The organism is Herbidospora yilanensis, assembly GCF_001570565.1.
Taxonomy (GTDB): Bacteria; Actinomycetota; Actinomycetes; order Streptosporangiales; family Streptosporangiaceae; genus Herbidospora; species Herbidospora yilanensis.
The window spans coordinates 40,920-61,565 of record NZ_BBXE01000033.1 but is presented as its reverse complement, the minus strand read 5'-3'; the positions used below and the strand labels follow the sequence as shown (position 1 = coordinate 61,565).

Annotated in this window: 16 protein-coding genes; 8 read left to right on the top strand and 8 right to left on the bottom strand. The window is 70.4% G+C overall.

What is annotated here, in order from left to right:
• Window positions 1–56: 56 nt before the first annotated feature.
• On the top strand, window positions 57–1,175 hold the full coding sequence (locus AW273_RS26265) for a hypothetical protein (RefSeq protein WP_232327599.1): 1,119 nt from the start codon (window positions 57–59) through the stop codon (window positions 1,173–1,175).
• Here the strand turns inward: AW273_RS26265 and AW273_RS26260 are convergent.
• From AW273_RS26260 to AW273_RS26235, 6 genes are all read right to left on the bottom strand, one after another.
• Window positions 1,156–2,178 carry a CopD family protein gene (locus tag AW273_RS26260; protein ID WP_062353454.1) on the bottom strand — a complete coding sequence of 341 codons (1,023 nt, stop codon included), beginning with the start codon at window positions 2,176–2,178 and terminating at the stop codon, window positions 1,156–1,158. The two genes, AW273_RS26265 and AW273_RS26260, sit on opposite strands and share 20 nt — an antisense overlap.
• Window positions 2,175–2,744 (bottom strand): copper resistance CopC family protein, encoded by a 570-nt coding sequence (locus tag AW273_RS26255; RefSeq protein WP_062353451.1) that lies wholly within the window; start codon window positions 2,742–2,744, stop codon window positions 2,175–2,177. The genes AW273_RS26260 and AW273_RS26255 overlap by 4 nt, the downstream gene beginning before the upstream one ends.
• A 181-nt stretch (window positions 2,745–2,925) precedes the next feature.
• A complete protein-coding gene (locus AW273_RS26250) occupies window positions 2,926–3,564 on the bottom strand; it encodes a cupin domain-containing protein (protein WP_062353448.1) in 639 nt (212 codons plus the stop codon).
• On the bottom strand, window positions 3,552–4,391 hold the full coding sequence (locus tag AW273_RS26245) for a DUF6807 domain-containing protein (RefSeq protein ID WP_062353446.1): 840 nt from the start codon (window positions 4,389–4,391) through the stop codon (window positions 3,552–3,554). The genes AW273_RS26250 and AW273_RS26245 overlap by 13 nt, the downstream gene beginning before the upstream one ends.
• Window positions 4,379–5,413 (bottom strand): Gfo/Idh/MocA family protein, encoded by a 1,035-nt coding sequence (locus AW273_RS26240; protein WP_062353444.1) that lies wholly within the window; start codon window positions 5,411–5,413, stop codon window positions 4,379–4,381. The genes AW273_RS26245 and AW273_RS26240 overlap by 13 nt, the downstream gene beginning before the upstream one ends.
• A 251-nt stretch (window positions 5,414–5,664) precedes the next feature.
• A complete protein-coding gene (locus AW273_RS26235; RefSeq protein ID WP_157556156.1) occupies window positions 5,665–7,410 on the bottom strand; it encodes an alpha/beta fold hydrolase in 1,746 nt (581 codons plus the stop codon).
• Between the two features lie 280 nt (window positions 7,411–7,690).
• On the opposite strand from AW273_RS26235, the gene AW273_RS26230 reads away from it, so the two are divergent.
• Genes AW273_RS26230 through AW273_RS26220 form a run of 3 tightly spaced genes read left to right on the top strand, consistent with a single transcriptional unit; the run spans window position 7,691 to window position 10,843 of the window.
• Window positions 7,691–8,980: an extracellular solute-binding protein gene (locus AW273_RS26230; RefSeq protein ID WP_062353440.1), complete on the top strand. Its 1,290-nt coding sequence runs from the start codon at window positions 7,691–7,693 to the stop codon at window positions 8,978–8,980.
• Window positions 8,981–8,987: 7 nt separating this feature from the next.
• Window positions 8,988–9,989: a carbohydrate ABC transporter permease gene (locus tag AW273_RS26225; RefSeq protein ID WP_062353439.1), complete on the top strand. Its 1,002-nt coding sequence runs from the start codon at window positions 8,988–8,990 to the stop codon at window positions 9,987–9,989.
• Window positions 9,986–10,843 (top strand): carbohydrate ABC transporter permease, encoded by an 858-nt coding sequence (locus AW273_RS26220; RefSeq protein ID WP_062353436.1) that lies wholly within the window; start codon window positions 9,986–9,988, stop codon window positions 10,841–10,843. Before AW273_RS26225 ends, AW273_RS26220 begins: the two co-directional genes overlap by 4 nt.
• Here AW273_RS26220 and AW273_RS26215 read toward each other — a convergent pair.
• A complete protein-coding gene (locus tag AW273_RS26215) occupies window positions 10,818–11,846 on the bottom strand; it encodes a LacI family DNA-binding transcriptional regulator (RefSeq protein ID WP_030454448.1) in 1,029 nt (342 codons plus the stop codon). The two genes, AW273_RS26220 and AW273_RS26215, sit on opposite strands and share 26 nt — an antisense overlap.
• A 157-nt stretch (window positions 11,847–12,003) precedes the next feature.
• Between AW273_RS26215 and AW273_RS26210 the strand changes: the two genes are divergently transcribed.
• The 4 genes from AW273_RS26210 (at window position 12,004) to AW273_RS26195 (ending at window position 18,807) form a co-directional block, all read left to right on the top strand.
• Window positions 12,004–13,374 (top strand): glycoside hydrolase family 5 protein, encoded by a 1,371-nt coding sequence (locus AW273_RS26210; RefSeq protein ID WP_062353434.1) that lies wholly within the window; start codon window positions 12,004–12,006, stop codon window positions 13,372–13,374.
• 15 nt (window positions 13,375–13,389) lie between these two features.
• Window positions 13,390–16,272: an endo-1,4-beta-xylanase gene (locus AW273_RS26205; protein WP_062353432.1), complete on the top strand. Its 2,883-nt coding sequence runs from the start codon at window positions 13,390–13,392 to the stop codon at window positions 16,270–16,272.
• 85 nt (window positions 16,273–16,357) lie between these two features.
• Window positions 16,358–17,890: a glycoside hydrolase family 43 protein gene (locus AW273_RS26200; RefSeq protein ID WP_062353429.1), complete on the top strand. Its 1,533-nt coding sequence runs from the start codon at window positions 16,358–16,360 to the stop codon at window positions 17,888–17,890.
• A gap of 65 nt (window positions 17,891–17,955) precedes the next feature.
• Window positions 17,956–18,807: a hypothetical protein gene (locus tag AW273_RS26195; protein WP_062353425.1), complete on the top strand. Its 852-nt coding sequence runs from the start codon at window positions 17,956–17,958 to the stop codon at window positions 18,805–18,807.
• Here AW273_RS26195 and AW273_RS26190 read toward each other — a convergent pair.
• Window positions 18,804–20,588 carry a S9 family peptidase gene (locus tag AW273_RS26190; RefSeq protein WP_062353423.1) on the bottom strand — a complete coding sequence of 595 codons (1,785 nt, stop codon included), beginning with the start codon at window positions 20,586–20,588 and terminating at the stop codon, window positions 18,804–18,806. The two genes, AW273_RS26195 and AW273_RS26190, sit on opposite strands and share 4 nt — an antisense overlap.
• Window positions 20,589–20,646: the final 58 nt, after the last annotated feature.

Below are 20,646 nucleotides of genomic sequence, written 5' to 3'. Positions count from 1 at the left end.
CCGTAACCTCATCTCTTGATTGCGCCGCGAGTAAAGGGAACGGCATCATTTCGCGCGTGGTGACTGGAACGATGCTCACGCGGGTGCCCCGTCAGGTCGTGGCCTGGGGCCTGCCCCTCTGGTCGCGTGGCCTGCCCGGCCGCCCGACCCCGCCCGACCTCTTCCGGGTGCTCTACACGGCCTGGATCGTGGCGTTCTGCCTCAAGGTGCTCGGCGCGTCCTGGGACGTGTCGTGGCACTTCCGCTGGTTGCGCGACGACCTCGCGCCACCCCATCTGATCAACACGGTCGGCACGATGATCGTGGTCGGGCTGACGATCGTGCACTGGTACACCGGCTACGGCGTCGACAGGGCGGCCCAGCGGCTGATCCTGTGGGGGACCGGGACCTTCCTGGTCGCCATCCCGCTCGACCTGATCAACCACCGGATCAACGGCCTCGACATCACCGCGTGGAGCCCGTCGCACGCGCTGTTGTTCATCGGCACCGCGTTCATGATCGCGGGAGTGATCCGGGGCTGGTACGTCGGCGCGCCCCCGGGCCGGCGGCGGACCGTCGTGCTGGCGGCGCTCTTCGGCTTCTTCCTGGAGAACGCGATCTTCCCGAGCGAGCACCAGGAGTACGGCGTGATCGGGCTGGCCGCCTGGGTGCGCGGCGAACCGGAGGCCGAGCCGTCGCTGCTGGCCTTCGCGGCCGAGGACCTCGGGCGGCCGGTCGACCTGATCGCGGTGCAGAACTTCGCGCTGCCCGTGCCCGACCAGGTCTACTCGCTCTGGGCCGGGATCGTCGGCATGGCGATCCTGGTCGCGGCGCGGGCGGCGACCGGCTACCGGTTCACCGCGACGCTGGTCGCGGCGGGCTACGTGGCCTACCGGATGGTGATCTGGCCGCTGCTCGCCGGGGTCGGCTTCCCGACCTCGGCGATCCCGTTCTTCCTGCTGGTGGCGGCGCTCTGCGTCGACCTGGCGTTCCTGGTGCCCGTGCTGTACGTGCGGGTGGTCGTCGGCGCGCTGCTCGTCACGGGCGGCGTGTTCGGCGGGCTCTGGCTGCAGGACGCCTACCTGATCGCGCCGCCCTACGCCCCGTGGGCGTGGCCCTACGCGATCGGCGGGCTCGCGGTGGCGTGGCTCGTCGTGGAACTCGTCGGCAGACGGCTCAGCCGCCCGTCCGCGTGATGACGACGGCCACGCCGTAGGCGAGGCCGAGCACGGTCAGCTCGACCGCCGCCCAGGCCGCGAAAGCGGTCGGGCGGCGGTCGACCACCCCCGGCAGCAGCCGGAACCGGATGTTGGCGCCCAGCAGGGCGATCAGCCCGGCCAGCGCCGTCTTGACGAGCACCAGGACGCCGTATTGGGTCGTCACCAGCGAGGCGGGAAACGCCTCGGCGGGGGAGAGCAGCAGCTCCACGATCCCGCTGAACAGGCCCGACGCGGCGACCACGAGCAGCGCCGTGGTGGCCAGCTTCGAGAACCTCGGCAGGGTGCGGCCCAGCAGTTCGCGGTCGGACGCCAGCAGCAGCGCCACCGCGAGCAGCCCGCCCGTCCACAGGGCCGCGCCGATGACGTGCAGCTCCATCGCGACCATGCTCAGGTCGTGCCAGTACCAGTTCGTGGCGTGCCCGGTCACCGGCAGCGGCAGCAGCCCGAACACGGCCGCGCCGACCCGCAGTTCGGCGGGCACCTTCTCGCCGAACCTGACGGCGAACATCCCGATGGCCGCGCTCAGCGTGGCCGCCGCCGCGCTCACCACGAGCCCCTGCCCCGAGCCGATCGCGTCGACGAACAGCGGGACGTCGGGGAACCGGTCGGGCATCACCTCGGCGGCGCTCAGCAGCGTGGAGACCAGCGCCGCGAACGCCCACACGATCGCCGAGTAGACCGCCCAGCGCCGCGCCCGGGACGCGGCCGGTTCGGTCGCCTCCGGATGGTCGAACCCCAGCAGCTTCGGCAAGAGGCTGAGACCCACGGTGACGAGCGCGGCGACGTCCAGGATGAACCGGGTCACCGGAAGCCCGAACTCGACCCAGGGGCCCGCTGTGGGCAGCCCGAAGGGCGGTTCCGGGAGTGTGGCCCACGTGGCCACCACGACGGCGGTCAGCCCCGCGCCGGCCAACCCGGCCAGGGGCAGGGCCCGCAGCCGCCGGTCGACGGCGGCGGGGCGGGAGTCGAGAAGGGTCATGCGAGGGTCCGGTCGTGGGCCGGGCGCGTCGAGCCGGCGCGGCGGGGGCGCGACTCGTGGCGGTGCAGGACCCAGGTCGACAGGGCCAGCATCAGCAGGGCGAAGACCAGCAGGCCCCAGACCCAGCTTCCGCCCGAGGCGGCCGGGATCGGGGCCGACACCGCGCCGGGCGCGGGCGCCAGCGTCGCGGCGGCCCCCGTCGGGGTGCCCGCGGCCGAGGGGGTGTAGGTGAACCGGATCGTCCCGGTCACCGGGTGGCCGTCGTTGGAGACGATCTGCCAGCCGATGACGTACACGCCCCCGGAGGGAAGGGGTTTCACCGTCGCGGTCACGACCTCGTCGCGGACCGTCAGGCCGGCCTCGTAGCGCGCCCCGTCGGGGCCCGTCAGCGCCAGTTTGGCGAAGTCGGGGCGGACCGGCTGGTCGAAGGTCAGCGTCACCCGGTCGAGCCGGGAGACGGTCGCGCCGTCGGCCGGGTCGCTGCTCTTCAACACGTTGTGGGCCGACGCCGGGAACGGCAGCAGCAGGACCGCCAGGAGGACCAGCGGGACGGTGAGAAATCGCACGATTGGCAGGGTAAGCCCGGGCCGCGTGAGCGTCACCTTTCTCACGCGGCCCGGACGCCTCGGCGGGCAGAGTCGTTCCGCCCCGATGACCGTGAACCTAAGCCGCGTGATCAGGTGAGTCAATGTCTTCTTTTAAGAAAGTTTACTGATAGTACTGCTTTAAGCCGCTCTTAAGCCGCGCTTATCCGGGATAGGTGAACAGATGCCCGCACATGCCGTCGCGCGGCTCGCCGGACGCCTCCTGGATGCGGGCCTCGCGCAGGTAGTCGTAGTCGCCCCGCCGCAGTGACGCGAGCTGCTTCTCGGTGTCCTCGACGGCCTTCAGCGGGCCCTCGCGCCACAGGTCCTCGAAGTCGTCGAGCCGGTCGCCGACGATCCGCACGGCGTGCTCCAGGAACTTCTCGAAGCCCGGCCGGCCCGCCTCCTTGAGCTGGCGGAACCCTTCCAGGGCCAGGTCGCGCCGCCACCGGGGGGCCATGCCGGCGGCCCGGTTGTAGTCGCCGCTCAGCACCGCGTTGGGGAAGGTGAACACCGCGTCGCCCGCCTCGGGCAGGCCGCTGTTCTGCATCACCACCACGATCTTCAGCCCGCCGTCGTTCACTAACCGGTGGACGGTGCCCGGCGTGAACCACACCACCGCCCCCGGCGCGAGGGGGGTCTCCTGATAGCCCTCCCAGGTCAGGGTCTGTACCGACCCGCTGCCCGCCACCACGACGTAGGCCTCCGCGCACAACGTGTGCAGATGCGGGGATCCCCCGCAGCGGCCGTCGGCGCCGGGCCAGTCGTAGACACTCAGGGCGGTGACGCCTATGCCGAACATGCGTGCTCCTTCACGTACGCGACCAGCCGGGGCCGGTCCCAGGCCCCCGAGCAGACGACGACGCGGTAGCCAAGCCGCATGCTCTCTCCAGGCGGCAGGTTAACAATCTCGTCGAACGCGATCGAGGGGTTGACCGCCGCGAACGGCGTCGTCCGCACGAACCACGTCACCGGGACCGGGGCCTGGAAGAGCAGCGTCGACGATCGGTCGACGCCGTCGTGGCGGCCGACGTAGGCCAGCCACCGGGAGGTGCGGCCCATCATGTCAGGCCCCTCTCCCGCCTCGGCGATCACCTCGCCGTGCTCGAAGGAGCGCGGGCCGCGCCAGAAGAGGCCGCAGTAGCCCGCCATCGGGCGGCCGTTGGTCGTCGGGCTGCCGAACACCAGGCCGGCCCCCCGGACGTTGCGGAGCGTCGTGGCGAACTCCAGCGCCCACGAGTCGTCCTCGACGTCGGTCACCCGGAACTCGCGCAGCTCGTCGATCCAGTGCTCGCCGTCGCGGGTGTGCCAGCTCAGCCGCTGGACGCCCGGACGGTCGAAGCCGTCGTGCCGGATCGTGCCGGTGTTGGGCAGGTCGACGTAGCCCGCCCTCTCGCGGACGTAGGTGCCGCCGCCCCAGAAGTTCTGGCCCGACAGGTCGGAGACCGTCATCGCCAGGCCCTTGTGCCAGCGGTGGTCGTGCGGCCGGAAGGCGCTTACCAGATCGCCGTCGAGCGTCCTGATCGGGTGGAAGTAGGGCTTGGGCGACTCGAAGACGTCGGTGTCGCGGTCGTCGTAGACGTAGCGCAGGATCTCCACACCGCGCTCGTCGTAGATCAGCTCGTCCATGCGCCGCCGTCCAGCCGGTGGTAGAAGGGGTCGTCGGGGGTCAGCTCGGCGCGGGTCACGGGGCGTCTGCGGTGGGCCGAGGCGTAGATGCCGGTGGCCAGTTCCAGGGCCTGGCGGCCCTGGCGGGCGCTCATGGGCGGGCGCTCGTCCTTCTCGTAGGCGTCCAGCAGTGCCGCGAGCTGGGCCTCGTGGGAACTGGGGCGGTCGTCGGGGGGCTGCCACAGGTCGGTCGTGGCGGTCCAGTTCTCGTTGCGGTAGCCGTACAGATGGCGGAGTTCCACGGTCGCGTCGGTGAAGTCGAAGCGCAGGTAGCTCTCCTCGCGGCGGGACAGCAGGCTCGTCACGACGGAGGCCAGCGCGCCGGTGGTGAAACGGACCGTGGCCATGGCGACGTCCTCGTACTCGACGTCGCGGTCGAGGGTCGCGGTCGTCGCGCTCACCTCGGCCCAGTCGCCCAGGATCGAGAGCATGACGTCGATCTGATGGATCGCGTGGCCGACCGTCGGGCCGCCGCCCTCGGTCCGGAACCGGCCCCGCCACGGGACCGTGAAGTAGTCGTGGTCGCGGAACCAGGTCGTCACGCACTGGGCGACCAGCGGGCGGCCCAGCAGGGGCGCGATCTCCTTCAGGTGGACGGCGCCGGAGCCGAAGCGGTGCTGCGAGACCACGGAGGCGTAGCCGGGTCCTTCGGCGGCGGTGATGGCGTCCCACTCGGCAAGTGAACGACACGCGGGCTTCTCGATCCACACCCAAGCGCCCGATTTGAGACATTCGATCGCCTGGACGGCGTGCATCCCCGGCGGCGTGCACAGGTGCACCAGGTCCGGCCGCTCGCGCTGGAGCAGCTCCGCCAGCGACGAATAGGCGCTGGGGACGCCGTGCTCGCGGGCGAACCGCCAGGCGCGGCCCAGGTCGACGTCGGCGACCGCGACCACCTCGGCCCGATGGGCCTCCGCCCGCAGTGCCGGCAGGTGGCAGAGGCCGGCGATCCCGCCGGTCCCGACGACGGCGACCCGGATCATCCGGCCATCCCTTCAGGTTGTGACCCGCGCGGGCGCCCACGCTCCCAGGGGCGCCCGCACGGGCGTCTCACCTCACGACGAGCGTCGTGAGCGATCAGAGGCCGGGGTTCCGTTCGGTTGACGACGAAACATGCGGAAACCCGTTTCCCGAAAGTTTCATAAGATTGCCGAGACTTTTCGTTGCGGGTAACGTAAAGGCTGCATACGGCGCGCGTCAACGCCCTGCGGTGGAAACGGGTGGCGGAGAAGAGTCAGAGAACCCATCCGACGAGCCAGGCCGTGAAGACGAGCCCGGTCGCCGCGGGAAGGATGAGCACGCCGGGCGCCCGTTCGCGGAACGCCGCCACGACCGACAGGCCCGTCGACACGACCGCCAGCGCGCTCGTCCAGAAGATGAGCGGCGGGATCCCGACGGCGAAGGCCACCTCGTCGTCCACCGACAACACGCTCCAGGCCGCGATGGCGCAGAAGACCACGCCGGTGATGCCGGCCAGCAGGGTCAGCAGCCCGTCGCGGCGCACCGTGAGCGCGCCCCCGGCGAGCTGGAGGAGCGACAGCAGCGCGAACGCGCCGAGCGGCGCCAGCACCCACGGCGCTCCGGCGGCCGTGTAGGCGGCCCCGGTGAAGTGCACCGAGGCCGGGTCGATCAGCGCCCGGGGAGCCGCGGCGGCATCGCAGGGCGCCGGGGCGGCCGGGTCGGCCAGGAACGCGGTGATCGTCCGGCGGCCGCACTCGCTGCCCAGGAACACCCCGTGGCCGACGCCGGCGAACTCCTGGAACCGCGCGCCCGGCAGGTTCTCGGTGGCCCGGCTCGCCGCCGCCGACGGGGTGGTGGGGTCGTACTGGCCGGCCAGGATCAGGACGGGGGCCTGGGTGATCGCGCCCTCCTCGCCGGAGGCGGGCAGCCGCCACTCCGCGCACACGGTCGCGTCGTTGTCGGCGGTGAACAGGCGGCGGTCGGCGAAGGTGTTGGCGGGCGCCTCGTCCTGGCACTGCACGGCGTAGTAGAGGCCCCACTCGTGGCTGGTCAGCGCGCCGCCCGCGCCGTCGACCAGCGGCTGCAGCAGGTCGGTGTGGCCGCCGGCCAGGCCGTCGACCAGGGCCGGCAGGATCGGCAGCGCCTCGGGGTCGGCGAACGACTCGGCCAGCAGGGTGGCGACGTCGTCGCCGGTCAGCCGGACCATGACGCGCCGGCGGGTGAGCGGGTCGCGGGTGGCGAGGGTGACCGGGGCGGCGTTGATGTTCTTCACCGCGAGGTCGAACCGGGCGGTCACGCCGAGGCGGTCGAGGGTGGCGCGCAGGGCGGCCATCGCCTCGTCGTACCACTGGCTGCGCTCGGGCAGGTAGGAGTCGAGCACGAGCGACTTGGCGCCGTCGGGGTCCATCGCGGCGGCCAGCAGCATCACGCGGGTGGAGTAGCTGACGCCGAACAGGGTCCACTTGTCGTACCCGAGCGAGCGGCGCAGCTCGACCACGTCGGCGGCGATCTCCTGGGTGCGGTAGCCGCGCAGGTCGACCGTCAGCCGCGCCTTGCACGTGCGGGCCGCCAGGCCGATGGCCCCGTTGGGGGCGGGCGCGGGCGTGGCCGTGATCGGCATGGGGCTGGGACTGGGGCTGGCCGTCACGGCGGTGGGCGGCGCGAGGTCCTTCAGGACGCCGTCCACGATCTCGGGGCATTCCAGGCGCGGTTCCGACCATCGCCCGCCGCGCTGCTCGATGACCACGACGTCGCGGTCGGGGGCGATCGAGGTGATCATCTCGGTCAGCGGGATCGACGCGGAGCCGGGGCCGCCGCTCATGAAGACGACCGGCTCACCGGCCGGGCTGGCCACCTTGCGGATCGCGTAGCCCACCTTGATCGTGTCGCTCTGGTAGGCGTCGCGCCGCTCGGGCACCAGCAGGTAGCCGCACGTGGTGCCCTCGGGCACGGCGACCGGGCAGGGCCGCTCCTCCATGTCCGCGCGCGCCCGTGCGGACGCGGGAGCTGAAAGTCCCATGAGCGTGACGGAAGCCGCGATCAGGCTCACCGCCGTCTTCCATCCGGGCACCCGTCAACCTCACTGCCAAATCCGCACTTGATGGGGGATCGCACGTGATTTCACGTGATCTCCGCCCGGACCACGGCAGAACCCTAGCGGCAAGGGCCGAGTAACAGCTCCACAACGGCCGTTGATCCCATGGAAAACGCGATGTAACCTCCCTGCCATCAAGGGAAACTATCGGAATTTCATCGAAAGTTTCTTGGAGTCCATTCCCGGGACGGAAGGAACCACCGATATGTCGCTGACACGACGCGCAGTGGTGACGGCGGCTGCCGCCGCACTGCTGCTGGCGGGCTGCGGAAGCGGAAGCGAGGAAGCGCCCGCCGCCGGGGGCCAGGCGGCGCAGGAGAAGGTCGTCATCGACTGGTGGCACATCCAGAACATCGAGCCCATGTTGCCGGTGTGGGACGCGATGGCCAAGGAGTACATGGCCGCCCACCCCAACGTGACGATCAACATCAACCCGCTGGAGAACGAGGCCTTCAAGGCCAAGATGACCACGGTGGCCCAGTCGGGCGAAGGCCCCGACATCTACCAGACGTGGGGCGGCGGCGTGCTCCAGCAGCAGGCCGACGGCGGCATCGCCAAGGACATCACCGCCGACATCGCCGACTGGTCGGGCACGTTCAACCCGGCCGCCCTGGCGGCCTACCAGTTAGGCGGCAAGACCTACGGTGTCCCGTACGACATCGGCATGGTCGGCTTCTGGTACAACAAGGACCTCTTCAAGAAGGCCGGCATCGAGCAGCCGCCCGCGACCTGGACCGAGTTCCTCGACGCGGTCAAGAAGCTGAAGGACGCCGGCATCACCCCGATCGCCCTGGCCGGCAAGGCCAAGTGGCCGGGCCACTACTACTGGACCTACCTCGCGATGCGGATCGCCGGTCTGCCCGCGCTCCAGGAGGCGGCGACCGCCAAGTCGTTCGAGAACCCCGACTTCATCGCCGCCGGCCAGAAGCTCAAGGAGCTGGCCGACCTCAAGCCGTTCCAGAACGGCTTCCTCGGCGCCCCCTACGACACCCCCGACGGCCAGGCCGCGGCGATGGGCGGCGGCAAGGCGGCCATGGAGCTCATGGGCCAGTGGGCGCCGACCGTCCAGAAGGACACGGCCGGTGACCTCGGCGAGGCGCTCGGCTTCTTCCCCTTCCCCGCCGTCGAGGGCGGCAAGGGCGCGGCGACCGAGGCGCTCGGCGGCGGCGGCGGCTTCGCCGTCGGCGTGGACGCGCCGAAGGAGGCCACCGACTTCCTGAAGTTCATCCTGTCGGCCGACAACGCCCGCAAGGAGATCGCCACCGGCGCCCTCCTGCCCGTCGTCAAGGGCACCGAGGACGCCGTCACCGACCCCCGCGGCAAGATGGTCGTCGACGTGCTGGCCAAGGCGACCGGCTTCCAGCTCTACCTCGACCAGGCCTACCCGCCGGCCGTCGGCGCGCAGGTCAACGACAGCGTGGCCGAGCTGATCGCCGGGACCAAGTCGCCGGAAGAAGTGGTCAAGGCCATCACCGAGACCGCGCAGGCGGAGTAGTCGCGGCGTGAAGACGACAAAAGGACCGGAGAGCGCCTTCGCGGCCTCTCCGGTCCCGCGACGATTGGTCCCCCCGCCGCAGCCCCGGGCGAGCAAGAACCGGGGCAAGGCGCGGAAGCGGATCACCATCATCCTGTTCCTTCTCCCCGGCGTCATCCTGTTCTCGCTGCTGGTGCTGGCGCCGATCCTGCTGGCGATGTACTCCAGCGTCTTCAAGTGGAACGGCTTCGGCCTGCTGCCGACGAACTTCGTCGGGCTGGACAACTTCACCCGGCTGCTGGACAACGAGATCTTCCTCGGCGACCTGCGGCGCGGCGCGCTCCTGATCGTGTTGTCGCTGGTGGTGCAGCTACCGCTGGCCCTGGCCATCGCGCTGCTGCTGAACCAGAAGATGCGCCTGCGGGCCCTCTACCGGCTGCTGTTCTTCGCGCCGTACGTGCTCAGCGAGGTCATCGCGGCCGTGCTGTTCAGCATGCTGCTGTCGCCGGAGCGCGGGCTGGCCAACGAGGTCCTCGGCTTCCTCGGACTCGGGACGTCGAGCTTCCTGTCCGAGCCCGATACGGTCATGTTCTCGTTGTTCATCGTCATCACGTGGAAGTACTTCGGGTTCTACGTGATCCTCTACCTGGCCGGCCGGCAGAGCATCCCCAAGGAGCTCACCGAGGCGGCCCAGATCGACGGCTGCGGCCCCTGGCACGTGTTCCGCTACGTGACGCTGCCGCTGCTCGGCCCGACGATCCGGATCACGATCTTCCTGTCGGTGATCGGTACCATCCAGCTCTTCGACCTGGTGTACGTGCTGACAGGGGGCGGCCCCGTGCACGCGTCGGAGACGCTCGGCGTGACGATGTACGACATCGGCTTCAACCGCTTCCAGGTCGGTTACGCCAGCGCGATCAGCGTGGTGATGTTCCTGCTCAGCCTGGTCTTCGCCATCGGCTACCAGCGGTTCGTGCTCAAGCGCGACCTCGACGGGGCCACCACGACCATGGGAGGTGGCCGCAGATGAGCGTCCACGCGCGGGAACGCCGGAGCACGCCGGCCAGGATCGCCCGGCCGATCGCGCTGCACACGATCGTCATCGTCATCGGCGTGTTCATCATGGTGCCGATCGTGTACGGCATCCTGGGCGGCTTCAAGGACAACCCGCAGCTCGCCAACAACCCGATCGGCCTGCCGGCACCGTGGGTACCTGAGAACTATACGAACGTGCTGGCGTCGTCGGACTTCTGGCGGCAGGTCTTCAACAGTTCCCTGATCGCGCTCAGCACGGCGCTGGTCACGGTGGCCGTCTCGGCGCTGGCGGCGTTCGTGTTCGCCCGGTTCGCCTTCCGGGGCCGGGAGTTCCTGTTCACCATCTTCGCGGCCGGGCTGATGTTCCCGTTCGCGGTGGCGATCCTGCCGCTGTTCATCATCCTGCGGTTCTTCGGCCTGCTGAACAACCCGCTCGGGGTGATCCTGCCCCAGGCCGCCTTCGGCCTGGCGCTGACGATCATCATCCTGCGGTCGTTCTTCCGGTCGATCCCGCACGAGGTGGAGGAGGCCGCCATCCTCGACGGCTGCTCGCCGTTCGGGTTCTTCTGGCGGATCCTGCTGCCGATGGCCCGTCCCGCGCTGGCCACGGTGTCGGTGCTGGCCGTCGTCAACAGCTGGAACAACTTCTTCCTGCCGCTGGTGGTCTTCAACGACAAGGTGTGGTGGACGCTCCCCGTGGGCGTGCAGCAGTTCAGCGGGCAGTATTCGGCCGACACCGCCAAGATCCTCGCGTACGTGGTCTTGGCGATGATCCCGGCGCTGGCCTTCTACGCGGTCGCCGAGCGGCAGCTCATCGGCGGCCTCACTGCGGGGGCGACGAAAGGGTGATCGGCGTCGTGCTCTCGCGGACCACCAGATCGGTGGCCAGCTCGACCCGGCGGGCCTCGGGGTGTTCCCCGCGGCCCATCGCCAGCACCATCCGGGTGGCCAGCGCGGCCATGTCCTGGAGCGGCTGGCGGACCGTGGTGAGCGGCGGCCACGCCGACTGGGCCAGCGGCAGGTCGTCGAAGCCGACCACGCTGAGGTCCTCGGGCACGCGCAGCCCGCGCTGCCGGGCCGCCTCGAACACCCCGAAGGCCTGCATGTCGCTGCCGGCGAAGATGGCCGTCGGACGGTCGGGCAGCGACAGCAGGGCATGACCGTGGTCGTGGCCGGCGTCGGCGAGGAAACTGCCGTAGCGGATCAGGCCCGGCTCGACGGGCACCCCGGCGGTCTCCAGGGCGGCGCGGTAGCCGTCTATGCGGGCCCGGCTGCACAACATGTCGGCCGGGCCGCCGATCATCCCGATCCGGCGGTGGCCGAGCTCCAGCAGGTGCCGGGTGGCGGCCAGGCCGCCGTGCCAGTTGGTGGCGCCGACGGAGGCGACGCCACCGGCCGGCTCCCCTTCGGGGTCGACCACGACGAACGGCATCGACCGGGCCGCGAGCTGGTTCTGCAGACCGGCCGACAGGCGCGAGGCGACGACGACGACGCCGTCGGTGCGGCGGGCGGCGATGCGCTCCAGCCAGTCGCGGCCGGGGCCCGCGTGGGTGTGCAGGACCGAGATGACCACGCTGGCCTCGGCCTCGCGGGCGGCCGTCTCGGCGCCCCGCACGATCTCCATCGCCCAGGGGCTCTCGATCTCGGCGAACACGAGGTCGATCAGCCCGACGGGGCCGTCGCCGGGGCTGACGCGGCGCTGGTAGCCGTGTTTGTGCAGCAGTCGTTCCACCCGCTGCCGGGTCTCCGGCGCGACTTCCGGGCGACCGTTGATGACCTTGGACACCGTGGGGACCGACACACCCGCCTCTTGGGCGATTACGGCGATCGTCACCCGCCTTTTCGCTGGCATGGCCGGAAGTGTATCCGAAAGGTTTCGGATACGCGTACCTGGGGTGTCATTCCCGGTGGTAGCGCTCCCAGCTCTTTGTTGACGGTCCGCGAGCTGGATATCTATGCTGCGGCTTGCGAAATATTCGGTAACACTCCGAAACTTTCAAGGGGAAGCGATGCCCGACCTGCGCGTGTCCGGATCTCACCTCGTCGACCCGTCCGGGCGTCCGGTGCGCCTTCGTGGCGTCGGGCTCGGCGGCTGGCTCAACATGGAGAACTTCATCACCGGCTACTCCGCCAACGAGTCGACCATGCGGTCGGCCGTCCGGGAGGTGCTCGGTGAGGAGCGCTCGGAGCTGTTCTTCGACCGCCTGCTGACCTCGTTCTTCGGCCCTGAGGACGCCGACCTCTTACGGGACCTGGGCATGAACTGCGTCCGGATCCCGGTCAACTACCACCACTTCGAGTCGGACGACCGCCCGTTCGAGATCATCGAACACGGCTTCCGCCACCTCGACCGCGTCATCGGCCTGCTCGGCGAACGCGGCATCTACAGCGTCATCGACCTGCACGCCCTGCCCGGCGCGCAGAACCAGCACTGGCACTCCGACAACCCCACCCACATCGCCTCCTTCTGGCGCTACCGCCAGTTCCAGGACCGCGCGGTGCACCTGTGGGAGGTCATGGCCGACCGCTACAAGGACAACCCGTGGGTGGCGGGCTACAACCCCATCAACGAGCCCGGCGACGTGCACGGCCGCGTCGTCGGCCCCTTCTACGACCGCCTGGTCAAGGCGATCCGCGCGGTCGACCCCGGCCACGTGCTGTTCCTCGACGGCAACACCTACTCGACCGACTTCTCGATCTTCCGGGAGGTGTACGAGAACACGGTCTTCGTCTGCCACGACTACGCCCTGGCCGGGTTCGCGCACGGCGGCCCCTACCCCGGCGAGACCCGCGGCGAATGGGTCGACCGCTCGACCCTGGAGGCCACCTTCGAGAAGCGCACGGTGTTCCAGCGGGAGACCGGCACGCCCATCTGGGTGGGCGAGTTCGGCCCCGTCTACACCGGCGACGCCGGGGTCGACGCGCAGCGCTACCAGATCCTCCGCGACCAGCTTGAGATCTTCGACGCGCATTCGGCGGGGTGGTCGTTGTGGACGTACAAGGACGTCGGTCTCCAGGGACTCGTCACGGCCGGTGAACCTTACATCGGAGTCTTCGGCGACTTCATCGCCAAGAAGGGCCGTCTCGGGGCCGACCGGTGGGGTTCGACGATGGAGGAGATGGCCGGCGAGCTCGCCCCGCTGCACCGGTTCATGGAGGCGGAGTTCCCCTCCTGGGACCCCTACCCCTGGGGCGCGCGCTACCAGATCGACGACCTCATCCGGCACATCATGATCGCCCAGGCCCTCGTCCCCGAGTACGCCGAGGTGTTCCGCGGCCGTTCCGACGAGGAACTGCTGGCCCTGGCCGACTCCTTCGCCCTCGCGTCGTGCGCCCGGCGTCAGCCGCTGCTCGACCTGCTCCACGAGAACCTGCACTAGGAGAAGACACCCCCCATGTTCCGAGCCGCGACGGCCGTACTGCTCGTCCTGTTATGCCTGGCCGTCCCGGCCAGGGCGGATGTCACCACCATCGCCGCCTACGACTTCTCCTCCGGGGCCCAGGGCTGGGGCCCCCGGGGCGACGGGGTCGTCCTGGACACCTCCGCCGGCGCGTTGCGCGTCACCGGGCGGACCCAGAACTGGATGGGCGCCCAGATCACCCCGCCCTTCGAGAAGGGGGTCACCTACAACGTGACCGCCCGCGTCTCGGGGGCGGTCGCGCTTACCGTCGAGCGCACCCCGGCGGGCGGCTCGACGACCTGGGAGCGGGTCGGCGCGGCGACGTCCGCCCCCGGGGAGTTCACCGAGTTGTCCGGGTCGTACGGCTACGCCGCCGACTCCGCCCTGAACCTCTACTTCGAGAGCTCCGACGCGACGGCCGAGTTCACGGTCGACGACATCGTCATCACGTCGGACGGCGACCCCACGCGGTCGGGCCTGTCCACCGACTTCGAGACGGGGACCGCGCAGGGCTGGAACCCGCGCGGCGGGGCGACGCTCACCGCGTCGGGTCCGGCCGCCCGCGCCGGGAACTTCGGACTCGCCGTCACCGACCGGCAGGCCTCCTGGGACGGGCCTTCGCTGAACGTGCTGGGCAAGATGGCCAAGGGGTCGAAGTACACCCTCTCGGTCTGGGTCCGCAGCGCCGAGGCGCAGTCGCTCGGCCTGTCGGTCGAGCGGCGGCAGAACGGCACGCCCTCCTACGAGCGCGTCGCGGCCCCCGCGTCCGTCACCGGCTGGACCCGGCTGAGCGGCACCTACACCCTCGCCCACGACGTCGACTTCCTGAGCGTCTACGTCGAGTCCGGGGAGGGCGCCCTGCCGTTCGAGATCGACGACTTCACGCTGGAGTACGTCGAGCCGAAGCCCATCCAGACCGACATCCCCTCGCTCAAGGACACCGTGCCCTTCACGCTCGGCGCGGCCTTCTACCGGGGCGCCACCCTCGGGGAGCACGCCGGGCTCATCGGCAAGCACTACGGGAGCGTCACCCCCGGCAACGCGCTGAAGTGGGACGCGACCGAACCCGAGGAGGGCCGGTTCACCTTCGACGAGGGCGACGCCCTGGTCGACTTCGCCACCGGCAACGGGCTGGAGTTCCGCGGCCACACCCTCGTCTGGCACAGCCAGACCCCCGCGTGGGTCTTCGAGGGCGCGACCAAGGAGGTCCTGCTCCAGCGCATCGAGAACCACATCCGCGCCGTGATGGGCCGCTACAAGGGCCGCATCGGCACGTGGGACGTCGTCAATGAGGTCATCGACGAGAACCAGCCCGACGGCCTGCGCCGCTCGCCGTGGTTCGAGATCACCGGCCTCGACTACATCCGGACCGCGTTCCGGGTCGCCCGGGAGGTCGACCCCGCCGCGACGCTGGTGTTCAACGACTACAACACCGAGTTCCCGCGCAAGCGGGAGGCGATGTACAAGGTCGTCAAGCGGCTCCGCGACGAGGGCGTGCCGATCGACGCCGTCGGCCACCAGCTCCACGTCAACATCGAGCAGCCGCCCGCCTACCAGATCGAGGACTCGATCGAACGCTTCGCGACGCTGGGCGTGGAGCAGCAGGTCACCGAGCTCGACGTGTCGGTCTACACCGACTTCGTGTCGACCTACCCGACCGTGCCCGCCGAGGTCCTCGCCCGGCAGGGTCACCGCTACAAGGAGATCTTCGACGTCTTCCGCCGTCAGGCCGCCAAATTGTCGTCGGTGACCATCTGGGGCGTGGCCGACGACGAGACCTGGTTGTCGACCTTCCCGATCAACCGCGTCAACGCGCCGCTGCCCTTCGACGACGAACTCCAGGCCAAGCCCGCGTTCTGGGGCGTCGCCGACCCGTCGCGGCTGCCCGCCGCCCGGCTCTCCCTGACCGTGCCCGCCGGCACGGTGACCGTCGACGGCAGGCGCGACGAGCAGTGGGACCGGCAGCCGGACCAGCCCGTGGCCCGGGTCGGGTCCGTGTCGGCCTCCTTCCAACTGCGAAAGGCCCCTTCGGGCGTGTACGTCTTCGCCGACGTCACCGACGCGACCGACGACGGCACCGACTCGCTGTCGCTCAAGGTCGGGCCGGCGACGTACCGGATCCAGCGCGGCGGCACCCACGCCCAGGGCTTCAAGGCGCACACCAGGAAGACCGACAGAGGCTGGCAGGCGGAGGCCCTGCTGCCCTCAGGGAGCGCCACGTCCCTGGACCTGGTGGCCGACGACGTCAGCACCGGCCCCGACGCGGTCTACAGCGGGACCCTGACGTTCGTCCCCGAGGTGAAGGAGTTCACCGCGCCGAAGGAGACCCCGGTGGTCGACGGCGTCGCCGAGGCGGTCTGGAACAAGGCCACCCCGGTCGGCACCGGCACCTGGATCGAGGGCACGTCGGGCGCGACGGCCAAGATCCGGGCGTTGTGGTCGCCTTCGGGTGTCCTGTACGTCCTGGCGAAGGTCACCGACCCCGTCCTCAGCGAGGAGTCGCCGAACCCGTGGGAGGAGGACAGCGTCGAGATCTTCGTCGACCCCGGGAACAACAAGACCAAGGGTTACGACGACGACGACGGCCAGTACCGGATCTCCTTCACCGGCGCCGAGTCGATCGGCGGCACCTTCGACGCCTTCGCGATCCGCGGCAACCTGACCAGCGCCGTCTCGCGCACCTCCACCGGTTACATCGTCGAGGCGGCGATCAAGCTGCCCACGGTGACCCTGTCCCGCGACCGGGTCCTCGGCTTCGACGTGCAGATCAACGACGCCACCGGCGCGGCTCGTACCGCGGCGGTCACCTGGCACGACCCGACCGGACAGAGCTATCTGTCCACGGCGCGATGGGGAGTGCTACGGCTCGGTAAGTAGTGCATGGTCCAATAGGTTCTGGCGCCGGGCCCCGCCTTCCGCAGCGTGCGGGGCCCGGCGCCACTCAGCCCGGAGGCTCCCGCCGGTGTCCACCAATCCCGTTCTGTCCGGCTTCCACCCCGACCCCTCGATCTGCCGCGTCGGCGACGACTACTACCTGGTGACCTCGTCGTTCGAGTGGTTCCCCGGCGTCCCGATCTTCCACAGCAGGGATCTGACGCACTGGCGGCAACTCGGCCACGTGTGCCACGACCTGGACCTCGACGGCCTCAAGCCGTCGGCGGGCATCTTCGCCCCGACCATCCGCCACCACGACGGCGTCTTCTACATGATCACGACGTTGATGGAGACGGCCGGCAACTTCCTGGTCACCGCCACCTCCCCCGAGGGGCCGTGGACCGACCCGGTCTGGTTCCCCGAGACACGCGGCTTCGACCCCTCCCTGTTCTTCGACGACGACGGCCACTGCTGGATGCACGGCACCCGCGAGCGCGAGAACAAGGACTACGACGGCGACACCGAGATCTGGCTCCGCGAACTCGACCTGACGTCGCTGAAGCTCGTCGGCGACGAGCACGTCATCTGGACGCCCCACCTGCGCGGCGGCATCTGGGCCGAGGGCCCCCACATCTACAAGACCGGCGGCTGGTACTACCTGCTGACCTCCGAGGGCGGCACCGCCGAGGACCACGCGGTCATGGTGGCCCGCTCCCGCGCCGTCACCGGCCCCTACGCCGGCAACCCGCGCAACCCCGTGCTGACCCACCGCCACCTGGGCCTGCGCCACCCCATCACCTCGACGGGCCACCCCGACCTGGTCGAGACCCCCGACGGCGAGTGGTGGTCGGTCCTGCTGGCCACCCGCCCCTACGGCGGCACCGGCGCCACCCCGCTGGAGATGTCGGCCTTCCGGCGGGAACACGGGTACAACCTGGGCCGGGAGACCTTCCTCACCCGCGTGACGTGGGAAGACGAATGGCCGGTCTTCGACCAGGTCACCCTCGACTTCGCCGGCCCCGCGCTGCCGGTGCACCGCTGGCCGGCCCTCCCGTCGTGCGACCACTTCGACTCGCTCGCCCCGGCCTGGCAGTTCCTCCGCACCCCACGCGAGACGTTCTGGACGGTCGGCGACGGCCTGACCCTGAAGGTGCGCCCGCCCGGCCTGACCGAACACGGCAACCCCAGCCTGGTGGCCCGCCCGCAGGCCCACATCGACTTCGCCGTCCACACCGAGCTCACCTTCACCCCCGGGGCGGGGGAGCACGCCGGCCTGGCCCTGATCCAGAACGACGACTTCCACATCCGGCTGTCCCTGCGCCCCGACGGCCTCGAACTCGTCCACCGCGCCGAAGGCGTCGACACCCTCGCCGGGTGGGCCGACGCCACCGGGGGCCGCGTGTGGCTGAGCTTCGAGGCCCACGGCCAGGACTACCAGGCCCGCTACGCCCTCTCACCCGGCGAGTGGCGCCCCCTGGGCCCGCCGCTCGACGGCCGGATCCTGAGCTCGACGGTGGCGGGGGGCTTCATCGGCACGATGATCGCCCTGTACGCGACGTCGGAGGGGCGGGAGAGCTCGAATTCGGCGCGTTTTTCCTGGTTTGACTATCAGGCACTCTGAGATTCGATCGGCTGTTCTATTGAAACGGGTGTGCGGACGGTAATCGGCCGGTAACGTCCTGACGTGTGCCGACAACACAACACGATTCACTCAACCAGCTCTTCCGAGAACGGCCGCAGCTCGCCCTCGACCTGGTCAGGCGGGCCAAACTGCTGGAGGTGCCCGACGGTCTCCCCGTCCGGGCACACCAGCTCGAACTGAGCGACCGCGTCTCCAAGGAGCTCCGTCCCGACCTGCTGCTCACGCTCGGTCCCGAGCGTGAGCCCTGCGCCGCGCTGATCGTCGAGATGCAGCTCCAGCCTTCGGAGGCGAAGGCCCGCCAGCTGCCGCGCTACGCGGCCGCGGTGTGGCTGCATCTCGACTGTCCCGTCCACGTGGTGGTCGTCTGCCCTGACCGGCGCACCGCCCGATGGGCCGCCACCCGCATGCCCACCCGGCTCGAGACCCTCTATGTGGAGCCACTGGCCATCGGGCCCGACGACATCCCCCTGGTGACCAGGGCGCAGGTCGCCGACAATCCCGAACTCGCCACGCTCTCACTGATGGCCCACGGCGCCGACGCGGGGGTGGCCGAGGACATCCTCGACGGGTTCGACGCCCTGCCCGTCGAACACGCTGCGTATTACTATCAATACGCGTTCCACTTCGCCGCCGAGTCGGCCAAACACAGATTGGAGCAGGTCGTGAAGACCAAGCCCGTGTTCAGCCCGTTCGCCAGGGAACACTTCGGCGAAGGCGTCGCAGTCGGCGAGACCCAGGGTGAGATCAAGTCGCTCCTCGCCATCATCGACGCCCGCGGCCTGACCCTCGACGAGGGCCAGCGCGACATGGTGACCGCGTGCACCGACTCGGCGCAGATCCTCGCATGGGTCAGGCGCGCCGCGGTGGTCGACGAGGCCGCTGAGCTGTTCGCCTAACGCAGGTGGCGGTTGAGCCAGTGGAGCATTCTCTCTGAGCGGTCGATGCGTCGATCCAGGCGGGCGTCGTGGGTCATCGAGTGGCCCGAGTCCGGATAGAGGATGTATTCCACCTCCCTCCTCAGCCGTCGCAGTGCGACGAACATCTGTTCCGCGTCCGACGGCGGGCAGCGGTAGTCCTGTTCCCCCTGCAACAGCAGCAGCGGCGTTCTGATGCTCGCCACGTTGCGCAGCGGGCTGATCTTCCAGAGGTGGTCCACCCCCTCTTCCGTCCAGGTGTCGCCCAGGCCCGAGTCCACGTCGTAGACGGCTCCGAGGTCGCAGGCGGCGAAGCCCGACACCTGGTTCGTCACCCCGTTCTGGCTGATGGCCGCCGCGAAGCGGTCGCTCGTGCCGATGAGCCAGTTGACCAGGAAGCCGCCGTAGGAGTTGCCGTAGCAGGCCAGCTTTCCGGCCAGGCCCGACTCCGTCAGGCGGTCGAGGACGGTGTGGCAGTCGTCGGCGTCCGGGCCGCCCCAGTTCGCGCCGAGCGCGTCGCCCCACGCGCGGCCCCGGTGGAACGAGCCCCGGATGTTGGGGCGGACGACCAGGTAGCCCGCCGACGCCAGCAGCAGCGCGTCGGAGTCGGGGGCCACGGGCCAGGCCCAGGCCGGGCCGCCGTGCAGCGCCAGGACCGTCGGGAGGCCCCGGGCGGTGTCGAGGTCGGTGCCGGGCGGGGCCGTCAGGAAGACCTGAATCCCGTCGACGTCGAGCTCCCGCCGGACGGGGGCCGGGTGGCGGGAGAGCCAGACCGAGCCCGAGGGCATCAGCCGCGTCAGCGGGTCGAGGCGGTAGAGGTCGGGGCGGGCCGCGCCGCCGAACGACACGATGGCGCAGACGACGCCGCCGCCTTCGGCGAGGGCGTGCACGACCGGGTCCCGTTCGCGTGGCGTCAGGTCGCGGCCGGTCCTCAGGTCGTGGGCGTATTCTCGGCCGTCGTCGCAGACGACCGTCAGGCGTTCGTCGGTGGTGGGGGCCTGGCCGGCGAACCTGTCCAGGTGGGCGGTGAGGGGCTCGGACTCGTGCCAGACCGTCTCCGGGTCCCAGTCGGTGGGGCGGCGGGCCGGGGGCGCGACCGCGACGACGTCGCCGTCCTCGGTGTAGGTGAAGCGGAGCACCGGGCCGGTCAGGCCGGTGCGCCGGGTGAGCTCGCCGGTCAGGGTGACCTCGTGGACCTGCGGGTTGGGGTCGCGGTCGTCGCCCCGGTCGGCGATGAAGCCGATCTTCTCCCCGTGGACGCGCAGGCACGACGCCCACCAGCCGCCACTCGTCAGGCGTGCCACCGTGTCGCCCACCACGTGGACGTGGGTCGGGTACAGCCGCAGCCCGTGGCCCTCCTCGCGCCAGTCGAGGCGGCGGATCACCCGGGCGACGTCGCCGCGCATCACGGGCGACTGCTCGTCGGGGGCCAGCACGGCGAAGCGGTTCTCGCCGAGCCAGGCGAACTCGGTGACGCCCCGTTTGAACGACGTCACCGTGCGGGCGGGGCCGCCGTCGAGGGGGCGTACACACACCTGGTTCCTGTGCAGGTAGGCGATGGACGTACCGGAAGGAGAGAACGCCGGTGCGGAGGCCTCGGCGGTGAGCACCCTGGGCGGGCCGCCGGCCGTCGGGACGAGCAGGAGACGGTGGCGTTCGCGGCCCGCGACGACGCGGCGTTCGACGACGGCGACGTGGGAGCCGTCGGGGGAGACGGTCAGTTCGGTGAGCAGACGGTCGGTCGCCAGGTCCTTCGGTTGCATCGGCGCTCCCGTTATTGCCAAGGTAAACCCCGCTGTGTTTGAGTAGCGACTCAGTAAA

Coding starts and splice junctions, on each gene's coding strand:
- AW273_RS26260 (WP_062353454.1), bottom strand. CDS start 2,178: ATGACCCTTCTCGACTCCCGCCCCGCCGCCGTCGACCGGCGGCTGCGG.
- AW273_RS26250 (WP_062353448.1), bottom strand. CDS start 3,564: ATGTTCGGCATAGGCGTCACCGCCCTGAGTGTCTACGACTGGCCCGGC.
- AW273_RS26245 (WP_062353446.1), bottom strand. CDS start 4,391: ATGGACGAGCTGATCTACGACGAGCGCGGTGTGGAGATCCTGCGCTAC.
- AW273_RS26240 (WP_062353444.1), bottom strand. CDS start 5,413: ATGATCCGGGTCGCCGTCGTCGGGACCGGCGGGATCGCCGGCCTCTGC.
- AW273_RS26235 (WP_157556156.1), bottom strand. CDS start 7,410: ATGGGACTTTCAGCTCCCGCGTCCGCACGGGCGCGCGCGGACATGGAG.
- AW273_RS26230 (WP_062353440.1), top strand. CDS start 7,691: ATGTCGCTGACACGACGCGCAGTGGTGACGGCGGCTGCCGCCGCACTG.
- AW273_RS26220 (WP_062353436.1), top strand. CDS start 9,986: ATGAGCGTCCACGCGCGGGAACGCCGGAGCACGCCGGCCAGGATCGCC.
- AW273_RS26215 (WP_030454448.1), bottom strand. CDS start 11,846: ATGCCAGCGAAAAGGCGGGTGACGATCGCCGTAATCGCCCAAGAGGCG.
- AW273_RS26210 (WP_062353434.1), top strand. CDS start 12,004: ATGCCCGACCTGCGCGTGTCCGGATCTCACCTCGTCGACCCGTCCGGG.
- AW273_RS26205 (WP_062353432.1), top strand. CDS start 13,390: ATGTTCCGAGCCGCGACGGCCGTACTGCTCGTCCTGTTATGCCTGGCC.
- AW273_RS26190 (WP_062353423.1), bottom strand. CDS start 20,588: ATGCAACCGAAGGACCTGGCGACCGACCGTCTGCTCACCGAACTGACC.